Source organism: Saccharopolyspora tripterygii (assembly GCF_054778355.1).
This window is the reverse complement of the sequence record NZ_BAAGZP010000020.1, coordinates 342,009-363,184: the sequence shown is the minus strand read 5'-3', so window position 1 is coordinate 363,184 and position 21,176 is coordinate 342,009. Positions and strand designations below refer to the sequence as shown.

Below are 21,176 nucleotides of genomic sequence, written 5' to 3'. Positions count from 1 at the left end.
CCTTTCTCCCACCAACCGAGCCTCGCGATCGGGCGCGATCAGGCCGGCACCAGCAGGATCCTGCGTTCTGCGATCTCCTCGACGGCTTCACGGCTGTAGCGGAGCGGGAAGTAGGTTCCCTCCTGCCAGCTCTCGGCGAGGTCGCGGTAGTGCGGATCCCACGGGTTCCCCGACTGGCCCGGCGTGTTCACCGCCACCGAGTAATCCCAGTCGCCGACGTCGAGCACCATCCGGAAGGACGGGCCGTTGGTCTGGCGGAAGTCGCTGACGCGGTAGGTCGATTGGTTCACCGTCGCCGACGATCCGCCCCGCGGCAGCGGTCCCACGTCGAACCGCGCCCGCTGAGCCTCGTCGAAAGCATCCGAGGCCGGGTGCTCGAAGAGGCTGTGGTGCAGCCGTCCCCACTTCCACGACGCTTCACCGCGGCCGAGCAGTTCCTTCACCTCCGCGCAGGCCGTGCGCAGCGTGTCCAGCAGGAGTCGGTCGCGCGCGGCCGCATCGGGCAGCCATCGCCCCGGCCTCTCCAGCTCCTCGAGCATGACCAGGTTGTCCACGCTGTCGATGAGCTTCGCCGCCCTCGGCACCACTGCCCGCGCGAACCCCGGGCCGAGGTGCTTGGACAACCACACCTCGAACAGGGCCGCGGCGTGAGAATCCGCCCCCAGGACCGCATCCCAGTCGCGCAGCATCCTCAGGGCACGACGCAACTCGGCTTCGCCGCTGTCCACACGCGACAGCAGCGGCTGGATCCGCCTCGCCGGGATCGACAACTGGTCGTTCTGCAGCAGTTCGGAGTCGCGGACGGTGTGCTTGTGCTGACGGGAGAGAACTTCCACGATCCGCTGGTGGCGGAAGGGGTTGGTCCACTCGTAACCCAGCCCCAGGTCCTGGTGCTCGGGCGGCAGGTTGAACTGGTTCGCCGTCGCGATGAAGCCCTCCGCCGGGTTGAACGACCTGGGGAGGTCGTCGCCCGAGTGGAAACCGTCCCACTCGTAGCGCCCGTCGCCCGGGACGGGGAGCAACCCGTCGTAGCCAACCCGCTTGGGAGCCATCCCGGCCGGAACCCACCCGATGTTTCCCTCCACATCGGCGTAGACCTGGTTCTCGGTCGGGGCACCCCAATTGCGCAGCGCATCGGTGAACTCGGTGAAGTTCTGCGCGCGCATGTAGGCGATGCTGCCGAAGTACGGGGACATTCCCGGCTGCAGCCACGCGGTGCGCACCGCGCAGGCCAGGTTGCGTTTCCGGTCGACGTGGATCACCGGGCCGTGCCGGGTGAAGGCCAGCTCCACCTCGCGGTCCGCCTCACCGCGCACCGGGACCGCTTCGGGCAGCACGGTCATCTCCTCCCAGCCCTCGCCGTAGCGGTAGCGGTGCGGATCGGCCGGGTCGAGTTGGTAGACGTAGAGGTCTTCCTGGTCCATCGGGAAGATCGTCAAGCCGAAGGCGACGGTCCCGTTGTGACCGATCGAAATCCCCGGAAGCGCGGGCTCACCCGCTCCGATCACGTCCAAGCCGGGCGCCGACAGGTGCGCGATGTAGCGCAGCGACGGCGCCGAGTAGGCCCGGTGCGGGTCGTTGGCCAGGATCGGGCGTCCGGTCGCCGTGCGCTTCCCGCCGACCACCCAGTTGTTGCTGCCCTCGGTCGTCGCGTCGCGCGGGATGCGACGAAGGGAACCTTCCTTGAACTCCACGTCCTGGGTCGCCAGGTCGAAGACGTCCAGCACGTCGGCGGGAAGCGCGCAGGGGTCGAATCCTCGCGGCACGACCGTCCGGTGACCCGGTTGCAGCCCTTGGCGCACCAGGTCGGCTTCCACTCCCTCGGCGCAGACGACCCGGGCGCGCTCGACCTCGCTCTCCAGGTTGCGGGTCAGCCCGTGGCTGCGGATTCGCACCACATCGGCCGGTTCCCAACGGGCGGGCCGGTATTCGAGGAGCCGGAACTCCTCCGGCAGCCGCTCCGGGTGCGCTTCCAGCCAGTCGATGTAGGCGTTGATGCCCTGCACGAACAGCGTGGCGATGTGCTGCGCGTCCTCGGAGTAGCGCGCCCACTCGGCGTCCATGTCGCCGCGGTAGAGGAACAGGCGCGTCGCACGATCCTGCGCGGCGTGGTCGGGCCCGAAGACCTCCGCGAGCAAGCCCAGGCCGCGACGCCGCCACAGGTCGATCTGGAAGAGACGTTCCCTCGCCGCGTTGAAGCCCTGCGCGAGGAAGACGTCGTCCTCGCTGTCGGCGTAGAGGTGCGGGACGCCGTAGCGGTCCTCGATCAGCTCCACCTCGTCGTTGAGGCCGGCGACCGGGTAGGTCACGGGATCCGGCGACGCGTCGACGAACGACGTCGTGGTCATGGCACCTGCCCCGGCGATGCCGAAACCGGTGGCGACGAGCCCTTGCCTCCGGGATAACCGAACGCGCCCAATGCCCACCCCAACCTCCCGCGGTGATCGCCTGCGGGAGTTTCTAGCGCGAGGAACACCCCGTCACAAGGCCGGAGCCGCCTCAGGCCGGTTCCACCGCGCGGGTGGCGGCGCCCAGCTCGAGGGCTTTGGCGATGAACCCGATCTCGCGGTCCAGCTCGTCGTCCTCGGTGCGGTGGCGCGCGACCGAGTGCCGGTGGTTGACCACGCGCGCCAGCAGCATCGCGGCCGCCTCGATGTCACACCCCGCCAGGCCGGGCGGCAAGGCCAGTTCGATGACGCGGCGGATCTGCTCGACGACCACGCCGAACCTCTGCTGCATGGCTCGCCGCACCGCGTCGTGGGTATCGGCCTCCCGCCACAGCAGGTGGCTGAGCAGCATCGAGGACTCCAGCCGGGCGTCGAGCTCGCTCACCAAGCGCCGCAGACTGCCGGCCACGTCACCGCTCACGACGAGGTGCTCGGATTCCAGCTCCTCCTCCGGGAGTCGCTCGATCAGCGCGGCCAGCAGGTCCTGCTTGCGACGGAAGTAGTAGTGGATGAGGCCTTTCGGGACCTCGGCGCGCTCGGCGATCCGGGAGGTCGGCGTGGCGTTGAAGCCGTGCTCGGCGAACAGCTCACCGGCCGCGGTCAGAATGCGCTCCCGGGTGCCGCCGCTGTGCTCGCCGCGGTTCGAGTCCGAAGTGGACGGGCGTTGACGGGTCCCCTCGCCCAGCTCGTTGGGCATCGGCCGGACCTCCTCATGGCGGGATGAACACTAAGAGCGCGGCCCGGACGTTACCGCCGGACCGCGCGATTGTCGCAACCGTTCACCACCTGGTCGTCACCGCTTCGCAACCCAGCGGACCTGCGCGACAGGCGGTGTCGAGCGACGTGCCCGCTGGGAATCAGTGCTGCCCGGCGATGCCGCGATGCGCCGCGTTGGCCTCGGGCAGCGCCGCCGCACCGACGATCACCGCCAGCACCCCGACGATCCACGAGGTCCAGGAGGCCCCCGCCATCTCGGTGTATCCGAGGACCCACGGGGAGAGGAACAGCAGCACGCCCAGCAGCATGTGGCTGTACTCGCTGGTCATCGAATCCGGCATCGACAGCGACCACACGCTGGCGATCAGCAGCAGAGCGCCGAGCACGATCATCGCCGACATCGCGGCACCGTCCGTCGACGTCCACATCGTGCCGAGGATGAGGTAGGCGCCGAGCACGACACCCACCCAGTCCTGCCAGCGAACCCACGGCTTCGAGGTCGAAGCGCTCGACTGTCCGGCCACGTCGATCACCTCCGTTATGTCCGACTTGACCAGCCCATGTTCGCCCTTGGTTGGCCAGCCGGTCAAGACTCGGGTTCGCGGTGTCACCCGACAGGCCTCCACGAGGTGAGGAAAATCCTCTCGAGACCCAGGCGCACCTCCCACAACAACGTCCGCTTCCAGGTAGCTTTGTTCTCATGGGCCTTGCCGACGACCGCGATTTGCTGCCACTGGGATCGGGATTCGATCTTGCTCGAAAGAACGGCTACGACCGCGCCCAGGTCGACGAGCACCTAGAGCGCCTCGATGCCGACATCCGCATCCTCACCTCGGACCGGGACGCCGCGGTGTCGCAGGCCGCCGACCTGTCCAAGCAGCTCGAGTCGACCCGATCCGAGATCGAGAGCCTGCGCGGTCAGGTCGATCGTCTGGCGAAGCCCCCGACAACGCTCGAAGGCCTCAGCGAGCGCCTGCAGCGCATGCTCCGCCTGGCCCAGGACGAAGCCTCCGACATCCGCTCCCGGGCAGAGGGCGACGCGGCCCAGATCCGCTCACGCTCCGAGTCCGAGGCCGTCAACCTGCGCACCCGCTACGAGCGGTTGATCAGCGAGGTCGACAACCGCCGCAGCGAGATGGAGACCGAGCACCGGTCGCTGATGGACGGCGCCAAGACCGAGGCCGAACGCATCACCCGCGAGGCCGAGGAGAGCCGCAAGCGCGCCGACGAGGAGTCCGAAGCCCACCGCACTCAGGTGGAGGAGGACTTCGAGATCGCGATGTCGGCCCGCCGCACGGAGTCGATGCGCACGCTCGCCGAGCAGGAGGCCACCAGCAAGTCCGAGGCCGAACGCCGGGTCCGCGAAGCCACCGAGGAAGCGAACCGCCGCCTTCGCGAAGGCACCAACGAGGCTCACCGCCGCGTCCAGGAAGCCACCGAGCAGTCCAACACCCTGGTCAGCGACGCCACGACCAAGGCGGAGACGCTCGAGCGGGAGTCCACCGCCGCGGCCGAGAAGCTCGAACGCGAGTCCACCGAGACCGCCAACGCCCGCGAAGCCTCCAGCAAGGAAGCCGCCCAGCGGCGCCTGCACGAGGCCAAGCAGGAGGCCGAGCGCATCGTCCACGAGGCCAACGAGAAGTCCGAGCGGATGGTCCGCGAGTGCACCGAAGAGGCCACTCGCCGCATCGACGTCGCCACCCGTGAAGCGAAGCGCCTGGTCACCGCCACACGCACCGATGCCCAGCGCCGTCTCGGGGCGACCACCGAAGAGGTGCAGCGCAGGCTCACGCAGGCCGACGAGCACGTGCACTCGCTCACCGAGCTGCGCGACACGGTCGCCAAGAAGCTGCGGGACGCGGCCGAGATGCTCGGTCAGACCACGCCGCTGCTGGAGCGCCTCGACCTCGAGGACGCCGAAGAGGAGAAGCTGCGCAAGTCCGCCATCGAAGCCCGCGAGCAGGCGCGCAAGGACGCGGAAGAAGCCATCGCCCGCGACGGCCGCGAAACCGGCGAGATCCACAAGAAGCCGCAATCCGCTGAGCGGCCCGCGAGCCAGGCCGTCACCAGTTCGGGACTGCCCAAGCGCACGCCCCGCCAGGGCGGTTCGGCGCGGGATGCCCAGTCCGGTGACGAGCCCACGGACAAGATCCAGCGCAAGCAGGCCTCGACGGACGAGCCGACGCACCGGATCCAGCTCCCGGTGCCCGGGGAGCAGCCGGCGGGGCAGTACTCCCAAGACGGCGCTCGGGTGGACGCCAACCAGCAGCACTGATCGCGTTCACGCTGGTCAGGGGAACGCGCGTCATCGGTTCCCGCGATCGGTGTCTCTCAAGGCGAAGTCGGCCACGTGCCGACGCCCCAGGAGAGGACCAACGCAATGGCGGACAGCGACCCCGGCAGTGACCACACCCGCGCGCGCGGTCAGCGCGACTCCGGGCGGTACTTCATGCTGCCCAGCGAAACCGCGGAGCGGTTCCGGCGAGACGACAACGAGCCGGACACCACGAAGCCGACCTCAGAGCAGAACGCGGACGAGGAGCAGTAGACCTCACACGTCCAGGGAAGCCAGCCACGGCAGCACCGCATCGGCCAGGGCATCGGGAACCTCCAACGAAGGCAGGTGCCCTGAACCGGCCAGTTCGACCAGTTCACCGCGCGGCAGGACCTCAGACATCTCCCTGGCCGCCGACGGCGGGGTGATGGTGTCCTCCGCGCCGACGACGACCATCGACGGCCCGCTGAAGGCGCGGAGAGTGTCGAGGCTGTCGGGGCGTGCGGCCATGGCTCGCTGCGCCCACGCCACCCCATCGGCAGGCTGCGCTTCGATCAGCGCCCGGAGCTCCTCGACGACCTCCGGGCGCTGCCGGCGAGTGCTCTCCCCCAGCAAGTTCGGCAACATGGAGTCGGCGAGCCAGCCGGAAGTGCCCTCCTGCTCAGCGCGGGTCGCGACGCCGAGCCGGTTGTCGCGCTGCTCATCGGTGTCGGCCGGAGCCTTGGTGTCCACCATCAAGAGCCCGGCGATCCGCTGCGGAGCCGCCCGCAGCACAGCCGTGGCGACGTAGCCGCCCATCGAGCAGCCGCCCAGCACCACCCGAGGCAGCTCCAGCTGATCGAGCAGCTCCAGGATGTCGGCAGCAGCGACGTCGACGCTCGGGCGGTCGGCGGTCAGCGGCGCGGTCTTCGGATCGAGCATGCCCCGCGCCGTGGACCCGTCGAGCGAGCTCTCCCCCAACCCCCGCTGGTCGGGCGCGATGATCCGAGCTTGCTCCTCCAACCGGCCACGAAGCGGATTCCACATGCGCGCGTCCACCGGGAAGGCGTGCAGCAGCACGAGAGGCGTACCGGCTCCGGATTCGATGTAGTGCACGGGAACCATCCTGCCGGACCCGCCCCTACCCGAGCACGCAACAGGCCGGGAGCGAGCATGGGAACATTCCTGTCACCAGCCCGCGCGGCAACCTGGAAAATCGGCTGCCGGACTGCTGCGGCTCCCGATACCGTGCGTCACGTGTCCGATCCTTCGGAGATACGAACCCGGCGACTGCTCCTCCGGCGGCCGCTGCCGACCGACACCGAGAAGTTCGTCGAAGTGCACACGAGCGAGCAGACGCACGCGTTCTCCGGATTCGGCAGAAGAGACCGGTCCGAGTCGCTGCGACTGCTGGAGCACTTCCAACTCGACTGGGACACCCACGGCGTCGGGTACTGGACGGTGCAGGCCACCAGCACCGGCGAGGTGCTGGGGTTCGGCGGTGTCAGGAACGCCCTCGACGAGGGTCAGAAGGTCCTCAACCTGTACTTCCGCTTCCTGCCGATCGCGTGGGGGCACGGCTACGCCCCGGAGTTGGGGCACGCCGCAGTGCGGTGGGCACACCGCAACCGCCCGGAGCTGCCCGTCGTCATCGCCACCGCAGTGCGCAACGCTCCGGCGATCCGGGTCGCCGAGAAGCTCGGCTTCGAACGAGTGCTGGAACGGACCCACCACGGTATCCCCGAGGTGCTGTACCGGTCCTCAGCGTCCGGCCTGCTGACGTGAGGATGGGAACCTTCCTGTCACTCGCGGGCCGCGATCACGAGTTGACGATCGTGACCTGCCGGTTCTCCGACGGGCCGTCCCAGGTGCGAGGCAGCGGGGTGGTGACCGACGGGTCGACGGTGTCCACGATGGCGTCCAAGGCCGCCTCGGCCTTGCCCACCCACAGGTGCTTGGTGTCGGCGAACCCGGTGACCTTCGCTTGGGGGATGAGCGCGAAGCGCTCGCGCGCCTCTTCCGGACGCAGGTAATCGTCGAACTCGGGAATCAGCGCGTGCACGGGCTTCCCGGACTCACCCCAGGCGCGCAGGTGGTCCTCGGTGCTCCACCGCAGCGGCGGGGAGATCAACACCGCGCCCTCCACCAGAGGGTCCAGGCCGTGCACCAACGTCAGGTCGGTGCCGAAGGACCAGCCGATCAGCCACACGTGGGGCAGGTCGTTGAACTCCGCGTACTCGAGCGCCGCGGCGACGTCGAACCGCTCGGAGTCGCCGTTGTCGAAGCTGCCCTGGCTGCGCCCGGCTTCGCTCGCTGTACCGCGGGTGTTGAAGCGCAGCACCGCCATGTCGGCGAGTGCCGGCAGCCGGAAAGCGGCCTTGCGGTAGAGGTGGGAATCCATCATCCCGCCGTGCGTGGGCAGCGGGTGCAAGCAGATCAGCGTGGCCCGCGGCTGCCCCGACTCGGGCAGCGCGAGCTCCCCGAGCAGTTCCAGCCCGTCAGCGGTGTGCAGGGTGATCTGCTCCCGGCGGGCGGGCAGCATCGTGTTGGCGCGGATCTCGGTGCTCATCGAACCCGATCCTGCCACGTTGGGGTGGTCGGCTCGTGGTGACCTGCGCAGCAGTGACGCGGGCTACGACCAGCGGCGAGTGGGACCGCGACGTGCGCGGGCCTTCCAACAACCGGTGTGCCAGTGCCTGCGCTCGTCGACCCCGCCCAGTTCCGCCTCCGGCCATGCCACGACGTGCGCGATACCGGTCTGGATCTCGTGGTCGCAGCCCGGACATCGGTAGGTCTTGGTGGCCTGAGCAGCAGGAACGGTGCGCACCATCCAGTCGCCATCGGGCCCCTGCTCAACGCGGGACGCCCCGTACGCCGCGCCGGCTCCGCGGTGACTGGTGTCCGCGCGAAGACCCTTCTGGCGCTGCTGTCGGTTGCGTCGAGGCACGTTGACAACGGTAACCGGTTCGGTCGTCAGGGATTCGCAGGCGGCAGGTTCGGCCATGCCAGGCGGGCCAGCCCGCGCGCGTAATCGCACGCATCAGTACCGGTCATGCCGGGCAAGGCGACGACGAGCTGAGCGACCTCCACCTGTCCCGCGACGTGGCCGAAGGAGATGTGGGCGGTTTCCGCCGAGCACAGGGGAACCTGCGGGTCACCGCCGACGACGCTGAGGACGGTGCGCCGCCCGTCGACCTGCTCCTCCACGGCGGCACCGTGCAAGAGCCTCGGTGGTTCGCCCGCCGTGTGCTGCAACTGCACGCGCGGGGAATCCGCGGACTGCTCTCCCCAGGAGCACACGTGGTTGGCCAGACCGGGGCGTGGTGTCGCCTCCTCCAAACCCGGGACCTGGTTCACCCACTCGGTGTCCAGCACCGCGCAGGGATCCAGCAGGGCCAATGAGTGGGACGGGTAGGCGCGGTGACCCGCGCGTCCCTGCTGCACCGCGTCGGCGACGAGCTTCGCGCCCGAATCCGCGATGCCGCACAACCCGGATGCCGGGTCACCACCCAGAAGATCCGCGCTGACCTGCAAGGAAATCCCATCACCGAACTGCACTCGGCGACTGCAATGCCCGGGAACCGGTGCGCTCTGGGCGATGCGCAGTGCGCCGTGCTGCACGACCGGGTCCCCTTCTCCGCCTTCTCCGGGGCCCATGAGCTCGCCGACGGCGAGCTGGATGAGGGTCTGGTCATCCGGTTTGAGGTGCAGCAGGCAGTAGTCCAGCGACACCGTTCCCGCCTCGGACACCGCACCGAGGTGCTGCAGCGCGGCAGGATCGGTCAACGTGCACGGGTCGAGGGTGCGAAGCTCGCCGAGCATCGCACGTGCGCTCGTATCGACCGGCTTGGATTCGCCGGTCGGGGTCGAGGTGTCCGCTGTGCACCCGGCGAGCAGAACCCAGCACAGCAACAGCAGCAGCATGCCTCGGTGGCGACGCGGCGACATCAACTCAGCCTAGCCCCCGACGACCTTGAAACGCAGTCACCGACACCGCCGACGACGTGCGCGAGGGAACCTTCCTCTCAACATCGGTGACAGGAAGGTTCCCTTGCGCAGGTCCCCGGGCTATTCGCCGAAGTCGCGCTGGACGAGATCGATGATGCGATCGACGGCCTGCACGGCGTCGGGCCCGTTGGCGTGCAGGGTGATCCGATCGCCCTTGCGGGCGCCCAAGCCCATCAGGCCGAGGACGCTGAACGCGTCGGCCTGCTTGTCGTCCAAAGCGACCTTGACCGTGGCTTGCAAGCCGGTGAGGCTGCGCGCGAGCAACGCGGCGGGGCGGGCGTGCAGGCCGACGTCGTTGGTCAGCTCGAGTTCCCTGGTGACCTGGTCGGTGGAGTCCGACTCGGCACGGGCGGGCTGCGCTCCGGCGGCTTCCGAGCTGCCGCGCGCGCTTTCGGCCGCCTGCGCCACGGTCTTCATGTCGTTGCCGCCTTGCGCAGAAACGGCGGCGGCAACGGCACCCTCGACCAGCGGGGCGTCGACGACCTGCGCGGTCTCGGGATCGCCGAGGGTTTCCACTGCGAGATCGGCGACCATCTGGGCACTTCCGAGGTCGTAGAGCACGACCGCACCCGAGCCGGTGTCGGCGTCGGAGAGCGCGGCCGAGACCTTCTGGAAGTCGGTGCCGACCCCTCCGTCCGGCAGACCGCCGGCCGCGACGATGCGCACCTCGGGCGCCATTTGCGCGGCCAGCTCGACAACGCCCTCGGCGAGGCCTGCGCTGTGCGAGACGATGACCAGTCCCACGCTCATGAACGGGCTCCTGCGGCTTCGGCGAACGCGGACAGCAACAGCGCGGTGGAACGAGCACCTGGGTCGACGTGCCCGGCGCTGCGCTCACCCAAGTACGACGCGCGCCCCTTGCGGGCCACGAGGGGCTCGGTGGCCTGCACTCCCTGGTGCGCGGCTTCGGCGGCGGCGGCCAGCACCTTCGCGCCGTCGGCACCGGATTCGGCGGCGCTCTTGGCCGCTTCGACCGCAGGCGACAGCGCGTCGATCATGGTCTTGTCCCCGACCTCGGCGCGTCCGCGCGCGACAACGCCTTCCATGCCCGCCTGCAGGGCTTTCGCCACAGCAGCGGCGTCGAGCTCGGTTTCGTCCCCGACCGCTGCCGCCGCGCGCAGGAACGCCGTGCCGTAGAGGGGGCCGGACGCTCCTCCGACGGTGGAGATCAGCACCGTTGCGGCGAGTTTCAGCGCGGCACCCGGGGTTTCGGGATCAGTGGTGTCCATCTTGGCTGCGACCGCCCGGAAACCGCGGTCCATGTTCTCGCCGTGGTCGGCATCGCCGATCTCGCGGTCCAGCTGGATCAGCTCGTCGCGGTGCTCGGCGACCACCGCGGCTCCCGCCCTCAGCACGGCGATGATGTCCTGTGCTGTGCAACCCATCCTGGGACTCCTCCTCACCAGTGCAGCGCCGTGGTGCGCACGGGCGCGTCCCAGAGCTCGGTGAGCTCGTCGTCCAATTTCAGCAGTGTGAGGCTCATTCCCTGCATCTCGAGGCTCGTCACGTACGGGCCGACGAGGCGGCGGCGGACGCGGATGCCGCGTTCGGCCAGCTTCCGCTCTGCGATGCCGTGCGCCAGGTACAGCTCCAGCTGCGGGGTGCCGCCCATCGAGTTGGTGAACAGCAGGACGTCGTCACCGTCGGAGAAGGGCAGGTCCTCCAGGATCGGGTCGAGCAGCTGCGTCACGACCTCATCAGCGCTGCCCAGCGGCACGCGAGCGCGCCCCGGTTCACCATGGATGCCGATGCCGAGCTCCATCTCGTCGGGGGCGAGTTCGAAGCTGGGCTGTCCTGCGTGCGGAACGGTGGGGGCGGTCAAGGCCATGCCCATCGACCGGACCTGGGAAACGACCTTGCGGGCCAGTTCCTCGCACTCGTCGAGACTCGCTCCTCGTTCGGCGGCCGCGCCGACGATCTTCTCGACCATCACGGTGCCACCCACACCGCGACGACCCGCTGTGTGCGTGGAGTCCTTGACCGCGACGTCGTCGTCGACGATCACGCTGCGCACATCGACGTCCTCGATGCCGGCGAGCTCGGCGGCCGTTTCGAAGTTGAGCACGTCTCCGGTGTAGTTCTTGACCACCAGCAGCGCCCCGGCGCCGCCGTGAACTGCGGTGATGGCGGCCTGCACGGCATCGGGCGTGGGCGAGGTGAACACCGGGCCGGGCACGGCCGCGGCGAGCATCCCCGATCCCACGAACCCGCCGTGCAGCGGCTCGTGCCCGGAGCCGCCACCGGAGATGACCGCGACCTTGCCCGCGACCGGCGCGTCAGCGCGGAGGATCACCGCCGGATCGGTCTGCACCCGAAGCAGCTCGGGGTGGGCTGCGGCCACCCCTTGCAACGCTTCGGCGACCACGTCCGCCGGCTCGTTGATGATCTTCTTCACCGCTGGCCTCCTTGCTTGCGCTCCCCGCCGGGACTTGGCGCGATCAACCGCGCGCGGTCAACTCTGCCCGGGACGTGCGCCCGCGCACATCCCCCTGCCGAACTCCGGGGGATGCGAGCAAGGGAACCTTCCTGTCACCGCAGGCGCAAGCCAAGGCACCGACCGGGGTGCGCTGGAGTCACTCAGCGGCCTCGCGCCAGCTTGATGATCTTGACGACCGTGCGGACCGTTCCCTTCGGGCGGGCGAAGCTCATCGGGTTGAGCGGGATCTTGAACTTGGTGCGGGTCACCGACTGCGGGCGAGCGAACTCGCGCAGGCCGTCGGCACCGTGGATCCGGCCGAAGCCGGAGTCTCCGACACCACCGAAGGGCAGCGCGGGCACACCGGCGAAGGCGATCACCGAGTTGACGGCGACCATGCCGCTGCGCAGCCGACGCGCCAACTCCTGGCCGCGGGCGCGGGAGAAGACTGTCGCGCCGAGCCCGTACTTGGTGGCGTTGGCCAGGGTGACGGCCTCGTCCACGTCGCGGACCCGCTGCACGACCAGCGTCGGACCGAAGGTCTCCTCGGTGATGGCCGACGAGTCCTCCGGGACGTCGGCGATCACCACGGGCTCCACGAACGGCGGGCGCACCGAGTCGCGGCCGCCCACCACTGCCCGACCGCCGCGTTCGATCGCGTCGTCGATGTGGTCGCGGATGATGTTGACCTGCGAAGCCATCGTGATGGGACCGAAGTCGGCACCCGGTTCGCCACCCGGACGCAGCTTGGCCGCGCGGTCGCTGACCATCTTCAGGAAGCGGTCGGCCACCGCGTCGTGGACGTAGACGCGCTCCACGCCGATGCAGGTCTGGCCGGCGTTGGACATCGCTCCCCACACGGCGGCGTCGGCGGCCGCTGCGAGGTCGGCGTCGGCGTCGACGATCAAGGCGTCCTTGCCACCGCACTCCACGAGCACCGGGACGAGGCTCTCCGCGCACGAGGCCATCACGCGCTTGCCGGTGGCGGTGGAACCGGTGAAGGCCACCTTGTTCACACCGGACTGGCACAACGCGGCGCCGGTCTGTCCGTAGCCGGTCACCAGGCGGAACACCGGGTGCTCCGGCACGGCCTCGGCGAAGCTCTTGACCAGCCATTCCCCGACGCCGGGGGTGAGCTCACTGGGCTTGAACACCACGGCGTTGCCCGCCGCGAGCGCGTAGGCGATCGATCCCATGGGGGTGAAGGCCGGGTAGTTCCAGGGGCCGATGACACCGACCACGCCGTACGGGAGGTACTCGACCGTGGCGGTCTGGTTGGACATCAGAACGCCGGGCGAGACCTTGCGGCGCTTGAGGACCTTCTCCGCGTTGGAGGTGGCCCAGGCCAGGTGGTCAATGACGAGCACGAGTTCGAGCTTGGCGTCCTCGAGCGGCTTGCCGGTCTCGGCGCACACCACGGCCGCGAGTTCGTCGAGGCGTTTGACCAGCAGCTTGCGCCATTGGTCGAGATGCGCCTTCCGGCCGGAGAATCCGAGCTCGTCCCACGCGGTCTGCGCCTCGCGCGCCGCTGCGACCCTGCCTTCAACCGCCTCGGCGTCGTGGATCGGATGCTCGCCCACCACCTCACCGGTGCGCGGGTCGATCGACTGGAACGTCTCGAACCGCGCGCTGGCGATCTCCTCGACGTTCCCCCGGGCGGTCTGGGTCATTGCCGGCCTCCCACCATTGCGACGTTCGTTGTCAATGCGCAGCCTACGAAATGACCGGGCGGGAAAGAACCGTCATGTACCGCCCGACTCATGTGCTGGACAAGTGCTGTTGACACTGGTGCACTTGTCAGCTGCGCGCTGGCGGACACGCTAGCCAGACGATCTTGAATTCGGAACCGAAACGGCCGAATCGGTGCCGAAAAGCGAAACGGCGCCCGCACGTTGAAGTGCGGACGCCGTCCCGGTCGGTTCACGTCATTCGGCGGCGGTGCCGCCCTCGACGTCATCGGGAACCGCGATCGGACGCAGGCGCGCCCACGCGATGAACACCGCGGCGAACACGACCATGCCCACGCCTGCCCACAGGTTGATGTTGAGCCCGGCGGACTTGTCGATCTCAGCTTGCGGCTGGATGAAACCGAGCACCACGAGCACGACTCCGTAGATCGCGAACAGCAGCGCGATCACCGTGCGAATGTCGAAGGCACCTGCGCTGTGCCCCGAACCTCCACTAGCCATGAGATTTCCTCCCGGTCCAGGCTCAGCCGAAGATGATGTTGAGGGCGATGATCAGGATCAGCGCGATGCCAGCCAGCAGACCCGGACGCCGGTACCAGCCCGAGTCCTCGCCCGAGGTCGACGCCTGCAGGTTCTCCTTCGGCGTCAGGCCCCAGACCAGCCCGACCAGCTGCTCCTCGGTCTTGGGCTTGGTAGCCAGGGAGACGACGACGCTGACCACGATGTCGACGACGAACGCCACACCGGCACCGACGAAGCTCGCGCCCTGACCGGGCAGGTCCAGCACCCCGGTCTCGGACAGAGCGTAGACCGTGATGGCCGAGGCCGTACCCAGCACGAGACCGGACCAACCGGCGTGCGCGGTCATCCGCTTCCAGAACATGCCGAGGATGAAGGTCGCGAACAGCGGCGCGTTGAAGAACGAGAACAACTGCTGCAGGTAGTCCATCAGGTTCTCGTAGCCGGAGGCGATGAACGCGGTGCCCACGGCGGCGAGGGTGGCGCCGACGGTGACCCAGCGCCCCATCTGCAGGTAGTAGTTGTCCGGCTTGTCCTTGACGACGTACGCCTGCCAGATGTCGTAGGTGAACACCGTGTTGAACGACGACAGGTTCGCGGCCATGCCTGCCATGAAGGACGCGAGCAGACCAGCCAGCGCGATGCCGAGGATGCCGTTGGGCAGCAGGTCCCGCATCATCAGCAGGATCGCGTCGTTGTAGTCGTACGGACCCTGCTCGGTGAGCTTGTAGTTGGTCATCTCCGGGATGATCACCGCGGCGATCATGCCGGGGATGATCACGATGAAGGGGATGAACATCTTCGGGAAGGCACCGATGATGGGGGTCCGCTGCGCGGCCGACATCGACTTGGAGGCCATCGCGCGCTGGACCTCGACGAAGTTGGTGGTCCAGTAACCGAAGGACAGCACGAAGCCCAGGCCGAAGATCATGCCGACGACGCTGAGGATCGGGTTGCTGAAGCCGGTGAGCTCAGCACCCGGCCAGGCGGTCAGCTGCTCGGCGCCGCCCTTGCTCGCGGACACCTTGTCGACCAGGCCCTGCACGCCGCCGACCTTGACCAGGCCGACGATGGTCAGCGGCAGCAGCGCCGCGACGATCACGAAGAACTGAAGGACCTCGTTGTAGATGGCCGCGGACAGGCCACCCAGCGCGGTGTAGGAGAGCACGATCAGCGCCGCGACGAGCACCGAGACCCACAGCGGCCAGCCCAGCAGCGCGTTGACGATGCTGGCCAGCAGGTACAGGTTCACACCGGCGATGAGCACCTGGGCCAGGGCGAAGGAAATGCCGTTGACCAGGTGCGCGGCCTTGCCGAAGCGCCGGAGCATGAATTCGGGAACGCTTCGGACCTTCGAGCCGTAGTAGAACGGCATCATGACCACGCCGAGGAACAGCATGGCCGGGACTGCACCGATCCAGAAGTAATGCATCGTCGGCATTCCGTATTCGGCACCGTTGGCCGACATGCCGATGATCTCGATGGCGCCGAGGTTCGCCGAGATGAACGCCAGACCTGTCACCCATGCGGGCAGCGCGCGCCCGGAGAGGAAGAAGTCCAGGCTGGTCGAAACGGCGCGCCGCGCCAACCAGCCGATCCCCAGCACGAACGCGAAATACAGCGCCAACAACACGTAGTCGACGCCGTTCGCGTCGAGTAGCTGACCTTGGGCTAGCAGCACTGCCGCCCCACCTCCCACAGACCCAACAAAGTCAAACGAGAACCACCACATTCGCGATAGCGGTCGGACAGTACCGCACAGATGAGGCATCGACCGTGAGTCGATATCAATTCGTTGGGGAAGACACTAAATCGATCACGGAACTTGCGCCGAGTGGCGTCACCCAGGGGACTTTCCGGTCGTACGCGTGTGCACCCCGTCATCACCCGGGGCCATGCGAGTGATATACGCGAGCGGCCACCGAATTCGACGCACCGTGACGGTATGGTCACGTTATGCATTCGCGACGCTGCGGGGAGGAACCGTGAACGCCCGTATCGACTTGGCGATCAGCGCCGGACTCGCGGAAGAACCGCGCGAACGATCTCGCCCCGACACCACCGCCGAACGATCAAGCCGCCCCGAGACCCTGCTGCGCCAGCTGGCCACCGCCCTCGCGCCGCTGTCCACACTCCGCCTGCAACCCAGCGACTGCCCTGGTCAAGCGGACCGCTAAGCGTCACACCGCCGGTCGGCCGGTGCGAGCAAGGGAACCTTTCGATCATTCCGCGCCGCGAGCGCTCACCGGCCTGTGCCCCTCTCCGGGCTCAAGAATGGGAACGGACGAGAATTTCTCCTGCGTTGCCGTTTCCGCACCAATTCCGATCGAGATTCGGACTTCGATCGCGACGTTCCACAAGCGGCCGAATGCGCGCGGCGAAGAACTCCGATCGGGCATCGCAGCAGTTCACCAACACCCGCAGCGGAATTGTTGACCGCCCGCTGCCGCACAACGCGGATCAGAACAGGCGGTACTCGTCGGGCTCGATGCCGCGCAGCTTGTCGTAGTCCAGCACCACGCAGCGGATCCCGCGATCTTCGGCCAGCGTCCGCGCCTGCGGCTTGATCTGCTGCGCCGCGAACACACCCGCGACCGGAGCGAGCAGCGGATCCCGGTTGAGCAACTCCAGGTAGCGGGTCAGCTGCTCAACGCCATCGATCTCGCCGCGCCGCTTGATCTCGACCGCGACGCTCTTGCCCGCGTCATCCCGGCACATGAGGTCGACCGGCCCGATCGCCGTGGGGAACTCGCGGCGAACCAGCGACCACCCGTCGCCCAGGGTTGTGACGTGCTCGGCCAGCAGCTCCTGCAGGTGCGACTCGACGCCGTCCTTCACCAGGCCCGGCTCGGCGCCCAACTCGTGCTTGGAGTCGTGCAGCACCTCGTCGACGGTGATCACCAGCTTCTCGCCGGCCTTGTTCTGCACCGTCCACACGTCGGGGTCCTCGATGAGCCAGCAAGGCGGGCTCATCCAGTTCAACGGTTTGTAGGCGCGGTCATCGGAATGCACCGACACGGAACCATCGGACTTCACCAGCAGCAGTCGCTGCGCCATCGGCAGGTGCGCGGTGAGACGACCGACGTAGTCCACCTGGCAGCGGGCAATCACAAGTCGCACCCGGCACAGAGTACGGGCGCAGCGATCGATGTCGAGCACCCCCACGGGTGATCAACACGAATCAGCCGTCAGGACCCGCGCCGCACGCCCTCCCACCACCGGCGTTACCGTTACCGCTCGTGTCTTTCGCCCGAAGCCTGGTCCGCGTCAAACCTGCCGAACGGCTCTCCAGCGAGGGCTCGCACAGCGAGCTGAACCGCACGCTCGGCCTCGTCCCGCTGGTGGCCCTGTCCGTGGGTGCGACTCTGGGTACCGGAATCTTCGTGGTGCTCGCCGAGGCCGCGCCGGCCGCAGGCCCAGCCGTGGTGGTCTCGTTCGTCCTCGCCGGACTCGCAGCGCTCTGCTCAGCCCTGTCCTACGCGGAACTCGCGGGCAGCGTGCCGGTCTCCGGATCCGCCTACTCCTACACGTACGCCACGCTCGGCGAGATCATCGCCTGGATCTGCGGCTGGTGCCTGCTGCTGGAGTACGGGGTGTCGGTCGCCGCCGTCGCGGTCGGCTGGGGCGGCTACCTCAACGAATTCCTCCAGGGCACCATCGGCGTGACCATCCCCGAGGCGCTCGCCGCGCCGCCGGGCGAGGGCGGTGTCGTCAACGTTCCCGCCGCGGTCGTCGTACTGCTGGCCACCGGCGTGCTGCTGCTGGGCGTGCGGGAGAGCGCGTGGGCCACCACCGTCACCACCGTGCTCAAGATCGCGGTCCTGGTGTTCTTCGTCGCCGTGGCACTCACGGCCTTCAACTCCGGGAACATGGTTCCCTTCGCACCGACCGGGATCGCCGGAATCTCGGTGGGAGCATCCGCTGTGTTCTTCTCCTTCATCGGCTTCGACGCCGCCTCCACAGCAGGCGAGGAGGCGCGCAATCCACAGCGCGACCTGCCGAGAGCGATCATCCTGTCGCTGATCATCGTCACCGCCATGTACGTGCTGGTGGCCTTCGCCGCGGTGGGCGCGGTCGGTGCAGGCGTGCTGGGCGAGTCCGACGCGTCGCTGGCCACCGCCCTGCGCGTGGTCACCGGGCAGGGCTGGCCCGCCGTCGTGCTCGCGCTGGGCGCCGTGATCGCCATCGCTTCGGTCGTGCTCACCGTGCTCTACGGGCAGACGCGCATCCTGGTGGCCATGTCGCGCGACGGCCTGGTCCCACCCGCGCTGTCGCGGGTCAACCGCCGGTCCGTTCCCGCCCGCAACACCGCGCTGGTGGGAATCCTGGTGGCACTGCTGGCCGCCGTCGTGCCGCTCAACCAGCTCGCCGAAGCCACCAGCATCGGCACGCTCGTCGCCTTCGGCCTGGTCAACATCGGTGTTGTGGTGCTGCGCCGGACACGCCCCGAACTCCCGCGGAGCTTCCGCACCCCGCTGATGCCGTTCATCCCGCTGCTCGGCCTCGCGCTGTGCGCCTACCTGATCACCGGACTCGACGCCGTCACCTGGCTGACCTTCGCGATCTGGACCGTGATCGGACTGGCCGTCTACTTCGCCTACGGCCGCCGGAAGTCGCAGCTCAACCACGCGACCGAGTAAGGGAACCTCTCTCCCGACAAGCCGCCCACCTGGAGATTCTCGTGCCCAGGATGACAGGAAGGTTCCCATGCGCACCTCCGGCGCCGGTGAGCGGCAGGATGAGTCGCATGGAGCAGACCAGCAGCCGCGAGGTGTACGCGAATCCGTGGATGTCCGTGCGGGAGGACGGTGTCCGGCGGGACGACGGTTCCCCCGGCGTGTACGGGGTCATCGACAAACCGAACTACGCGTTGGTCATCCCGTTCGACGGCGGGTGCCTGCACCTCGTCGAGCAGTTCCGCTACCCCCTGGGCATGCGCCGCTGGGAGTTCCCGCAAGGCACCGCACCTGACCGGGCGGACGTCGAAGCCGGCGAGCTCGCAGCGCGCGAGTTGCGCGAGGAGACCGGGCTGCGCGCGGCGACCATGCTCGACCTGGGGCTCCTCGACGTCGCTCCGGGCATGTCCAGTCAGCGCGGCCGGGTTTTCCTGGCCACCGGGCTCACCGAAGGGGCGCACGAACGCGAGCACGAGGAGCAGGACATGCGCACTGCCTGGTTCAGCCGGGACGAGTTCGAGAAGATGATCGCCGCCGGCGACATCACCGATGCCCAGTCGGTCGCCGCCTACACCCTGCTCCTGCTGCACGAGCGCAGGCGAACCGCCTGATTCACAGGCCCACGCCGCCGAGCGCGTCCAGGTCGACCTGCCCCGGTGGCTCGGCGAGAATTCCCAGCACGTCGTTGAGGTCGATGTCGGCGTGCGTGGCCACCGTCGTGGCCAGCGCAGCGTCGGCACTGGCGAAATCCGTCCACGCTTCGATCACCCGAACCGTGTCGGACGATTCCGCATCGCGGCTGACCAGGTACAGCTCGCAGCCCCACGATCCGCGCAGGCCCTCCGCCACTTGCATCATGATCTTGGCGAGTTCGTCGCCCCTACCGGGTTTCGCGGTGAAGGTCATGATGCGGCCGACCCGCGTGGTGGTGCTCATCGGTTCCCTTTCCGGATGCTCGCTCGTGCGCAGAGGACCTTAGCCACCCGAACCGCCGCAGTTGATCATCGGGATCGCGCCGAACACACCTGTGGCCGGTGATCCCCGCCTTGAGCGGGATCACCGGCCACAGGAAGTCGAAAGATCAGTCCGCGACGCGCGCGATGTCGGCGCCCAGGCTGCGGAGGTTCTCTACGAAGTTCGGGTACCCGCGGTCGATGTGGAAGACGTCCCACACCTCGGTGTCACCGTCGGCGCACAAGCCCGCCAGCACCAGACCCACACCCGCTCGGATGTCCGTGGCCCACACCGGAGCGCTCGACAACCGGTCCAGCCCGCGCACCACCGCGTGGTGGCCGTCGGTGCGCGCGTCCGCGCCCATCCGAACCAGCTCCTCGATGAACCGGAACCGCGATTCGAAGAGGTTCTCGGTGATCATCGAGGTGCCGTCGGCGACGGCGGACAGCGCCAGGGCCATCGGCTGCAAGTCGGTCGGGAACCCCGGGAAGGGCAAGGTCACGTAGTCGACGGCCTTCGGGCGCTCCGGCATGACCACCCGGAAGCTCTCCTCCTCGGTGGTGACCTCCGCGCCCGCGCTGCGCAACTTCTCCAACATCAGGTTGGTGTGCTGCGGATCGACCCCGTTGACCGTGATGTCACCGCGGGTCGCGGCGGCCGCGAAAGCCCAGGTCGCACCCACGATCCGGTCACCGATGACGCGGTGCTCCACCGCGCGCATCGAGGAGACGCCGTGCACGGTCAGCGTTGAGGTGCCCGCGCCCTCGATCTTGGCGCCCATCTGCTGGAGCATTACGCAGAGATCGACGATCTCCGGCTCGCGGGCGGCGTTGTCGATGACCGTGGTGCCTTCGGCCAGCACAGCGGCCATCAGGATGTTCTCGGTCGCGCCCACGCTCGGGAAGTCCAGCCAAATCTGCGCGCCCTGCAGGTTCTCGGCCTCGGCCACCACCGCACCGTGCTCGATGTGGCTGGCCGCCCCCAACTTTCGCAGGCCGTTCTGGTGCATGTCCAGGGGACGCGAACCGATCGCGTCACCACCGGGCAGCGTCACCACTGCGCGGCGGCAGCGCGCCACGAGCGGACCCAGCACGCACACCGAGGCGCGCAGCTTGCCCATGGAAGGCGAAATCGCTTCGTGACTGACGCTGGAGGGCGTGGTGATGCGCACCGTGCCGCCATCGATCGTCACCTCGCAGCCGAGGCTGCGCAGGACGTCGGCCATCAGCGGAACGTCCAGGATCTCGGGACAGTTCACGATCGTCGTCGTGCCTTCGGCAAGCAGCGCAGCGGCCATCAGCTTCAGGACGCTGTTCTTCGCACCGACCACGTCCACCGCGCCGACGAGGCGCGCTCCGCCGCGTACTCGGAAGTGCTCACTCACGAGCATCGAGGTTACGGCCCTCGTCCAGTCCGCATCGGGGCGGGTCACGAGCGGGTGAGGGAACCTTCCTCCCACCGGGTGGCGGGCCGGGGAGCCTTCCTGTCACCGGTGGT

General features: G+C 68.5%; 22 protein-coding genes. 6 read left to right on the top strand and 16 right to left on the bottom strand.

Annotated features, from left to right (window positions below; all coding sequences use genetic code 11):
- Nucleotides 1-38 precede the first annotated feature (38 nt).
- The 3 genes from ACYVF3_RS17625 to ACYVF3_RS17615 form a co-directional block, all read right to left on the bottom strand.
- Nucleotides 39-2,348 (bottom strand): penicillin acylase family protein, encoded by a 2,310-nt coding sequence (locus ACYVF3_RS17625; protein WP_461155315.1) that lies wholly within the window; start codon nt 2,346-2,348, stop codon nt 39-41.
- Between the two features lie 151 nt (nt 2,349-2,499).
- Nucleotides 2,500-3,144, bottom strand: a complete 645-nt coding sequence (locus ACYVF3_RS17620; protein ID WP_461155314.1) for a TetR/AcrR family transcriptional regulator — start codon at nt 3,142-3,144, stop codon at nt 2,500-2,502.
- Nucleotides 3,145-3,304: 160 nt separating this feature from the next.
- Nucleotides 3,305-3,688, bottom strand: a complete 384-nt coding sequence (locus ACYVF3_RS17615; protein WP_461155313.1) for an SPW repeat protein — start codon at nt 3,686-3,688, stop codon at nt 3,305-3,307.
- A 176-nt stretch (nt 3,689-3,864) separates the two neighbouring features.
- On the opposite strand from ACYVF3_RS17615, the gene ACYVF3_RS17610 reads away from it, so the two are divergent.
- Together ACYVF3_RS17610 and ACYVF3_RS17605 are read left to right on the top strand one after the other, a co-directional pair.
- On the top strand, nt 3,865-5,439 hold the full coding sequence (locus ACYVF3_RS17610) for a M protein (RefSeq protein ID WP_461155312.1): 1,575 nt from the start codon (nt 3,865-3,867) through the stop codon (nt 5,437-5,439).
- A gap of 105 nt (nt 5,440-5,544) precedes the next feature.
- Nucleotides 5,545-5,712, top strand: a complete 168-nt coding sequence (locus ACYVF3_RS17605; protein ID WP_461155311.1) for a hypothetical protein — start codon at nt 5,545-5,547, stop codon at nt 5,710-5,712.
- Nucleotides 5,713-5,715: 3 nt separating this feature from the next.
- Here ACYVF3_RS17605 and ACYVF3_RS17600 read toward each other — a convergent pair whose 3' ends face one another.
- Nucleotides 5,716-6,534: an alpha/beta fold hydrolase gene (locus ACYVF3_RS17600; protein WP_461155310.1), complete on the bottom strand. Its 819-nt coding sequence runs from the start codon at nt 6,532-6,534 to the stop codon at nt 5,716-5,718.
- Between the two features lie 141 nt (nt 6,535-6,675).
- On the opposite strand from ACYVF3_RS17600, the gene ACYVF3_RS17595 reads away from it, so the two are divergent.
- Nucleotides 6,676-7,203 (top strand): GNAT family N-acetyltransferase, encoded by a 528-nt coding sequence (locus ACYVF3_RS17595; RefSeq protein WP_461155309.1) that lies wholly within the window; start codon nt 6,676-6,678, stop codon nt 7,201-7,203.
- A gap of 34 nt (nt 7,204-7,237) precedes the next feature.
- Here ACYVF3_RS17595 and ACYVF3_RS17590 read toward each other — a convergent pair whose 3' ends face one another.
- From ACYVF3_RS17590 to ACYVF3_RS17550, 9 genes are all read right to left on the bottom strand, one after another.
- Nucleotides 7,238-7,987 carry an alpha/beta hydrolase gene (locus ACYVF3_RS17590; protein WP_461155308.1) on the bottom strand — a complete coding sequence of 250 codons (750 nt, stop codon included), beginning with the start codon at nt 7,985-7,987 and terminating at the stop codon, nt 7,238-7,240.
- A gap of 63 nt (nt 7,988-8,050) precedes the next feature.
- Nucleotides 8,051-8,365, bottom strand: a complete 315-nt coding sequence (locus ACYVF3_RS17585; RefSeq protein WP_461155307.1) for a hypothetical protein — start codon at nt 8,363-8,365, stop codon at nt 8,051-8,053.
- A 26-nt stretch (nt 8,366-8,391) separates the two neighbouring features.
- Complete coding sequence (locus ACYVF3_RS17580; protein ID WP_461155306.1) at nt 8,392-9,366, bottom strand: DUF3558 domain-containing protein; 975 nt, start codon at nt 9,364-9,366, stop codon at nt 8,392-8,394.
- Between the two features lie 120 nt (nt 9,367-9,486).
- Nucleotides 9,487-10,176, bottom strand: a complete 690-nt coding sequence (dhaM, locus tag ACYVF3_RS17575; protein WP_461155305.1) for a dihydroxyacetone kinase phosphoryl donor subunit DhaM — start codon at nt 10,174-10,176, stop codon at nt 9,487-9,489.
- On the bottom strand, nt 10,173-10,811 hold the full coding sequence (dhaL, locus tag ACYVF3_RS17570; protein ID WP_461155304.1) for a dihydroxyacetone kinase subunit DhaL: 639 nt from the start codon (nt 10,809-10,811) through the stop codon (nt 10,173-10,175). Before dhaL ends, dhaM begins: the two co-directional genes overlap by 4 nt.
- A gap of 14 nt (nt 10,812-10,825) precedes the next feature.
- Entirely contained in the window at nt 10,826-11,821 is a 996-nt protein-coding gene (dhaK, locus tag ACYVF3_RS17565; protein ID WP_461155303.1) for a dihydroxyacetone kinase subunit DhaK, read from the bottom strand.
- A gap of 182 nt (nt 11,822-12,003) precedes the next feature.
- Complete coding sequence (locus ACYVF3_RS17560) at nt 12,004-13,512, bottom strand: aldehyde dehydrogenase family protein (RefSeq protein WP_461155302.1); 1,509 nt, start codon at nt 13,510-13,512, stop codon at nt 12,004-12,006.
- Between the two features lie 255 nt (nt 13,513-13,767).
- Nucleotides 13,768-14,031, bottom strand: coding sequence for a hypothetical protein (locus ACYVF3_RS17555; RefSeq protein WP_145737779.1), 264 nt, complete (start codon nt 14,029-14,031; stop codon nt 13,768-13,770).
- A gap of 22 nt (nt 14,032-14,053) precedes the next feature.
- Nucleotides 14,054-15,781, bottom strand: coding sequence for a sodium:solute symporter family protein (locus tag ACYVF3_RS17550; RefSeq protein WP_461155301.1), 1,728 nt, complete (start codon nt 15,779-15,781; stop codon nt 14,054-14,056).
- A gap of 253 nt (nt 15,782-16,034) precedes the next feature.
- Here ACYVF3_RS17550 and ACYVF3_RS17545 point away from each other — a divergent pair, with 253 nt between their 5' ends.
- The gene (locus ACYVF3_RS17545; protein WP_461155300.1) at nt 16,035-16,226 is read left to right on the top strand and encodes a hypothetical protein; all 192 of its coding nucleotides are present in this window, start codon (nt 16,035-16,037) and stop codon (nt 16,224-16,226) included.
- 283 nt (nt 16,227-16,509) lie between these two features.
- Here the strand turns inward: ACYVF3_RS17545 and nucS are convergent, their stop codons facing one another.
- Entirely contained in the window at nt 16,510-17,169 is a 660-nt protein-coding gene (nucS, locus tag ACYVF3_RS17540) for an endonuclease NucS (protein WP_461155299.1), read from the bottom strand.
- 119 nt (nt 17,170-17,288) lie between these two features.
- Here nucS and ACYVF3_RS17535 point away from each other — a divergent pair, with 119 nt between their 5' ends.
- Nucleotides 17,289-18,689 carry an amino acid permease gene (locus ACYVF3_RS17535; RefSeq protein WP_461155298.1) on the top strand — a complete coding sequence of 467 codons (1,401 nt, stop codon included), beginning with the start codon at nt 17,289-17,291 and terminating at the stop codon, nt 18,687-18,689.
- A gap of 107 nt (nt 18,690-18,796) precedes the next feature.
- Entirely contained in the window at nt 18,797-19,336 is a 540-nt protein-coding gene (locus ACYVF3_RS17530) for an NUDIX domain-containing protein (protein ID WP_461155297.1), read from the top strand.
- 1 nt (nt 19,337) lies between these two features.
- On the opposite strand, the gene ACYVF3_RS17525 is transcribed toward ACYVF3_RS17530, so the two are convergent.
- Both ACYVF3_RS17525 and murA read right to left on the bottom strand, forming a co-directional pair.
- Nucleotides 19,338-19,661, bottom strand: a complete 324-nt coding sequence (locus tag ACYVF3_RS17525; RefSeq protein ID WP_461155296.1) for a putative quinol monooxygenase — start codon at nt 19,659-19,661, stop codon at nt 19,338-19,340.
- A 145-nt stretch (nt 19,662-19,806) separates the two neighbouring features.
- Complete coding sequence (gene murA / locus ACYVF3_RS17520; protein ID WP_461155295.1) at nt 19,807-21,063, bottom strand: UDP-N-acetylglucosamine 1-carboxyvinyltransferase; 1,257 nt, start codon at nt 21,061-21,063, stop codon at nt 19,807-19,809.
- Between the last annotated feature and the right edge of the window lie 113 nt (nt 21,064-21,176).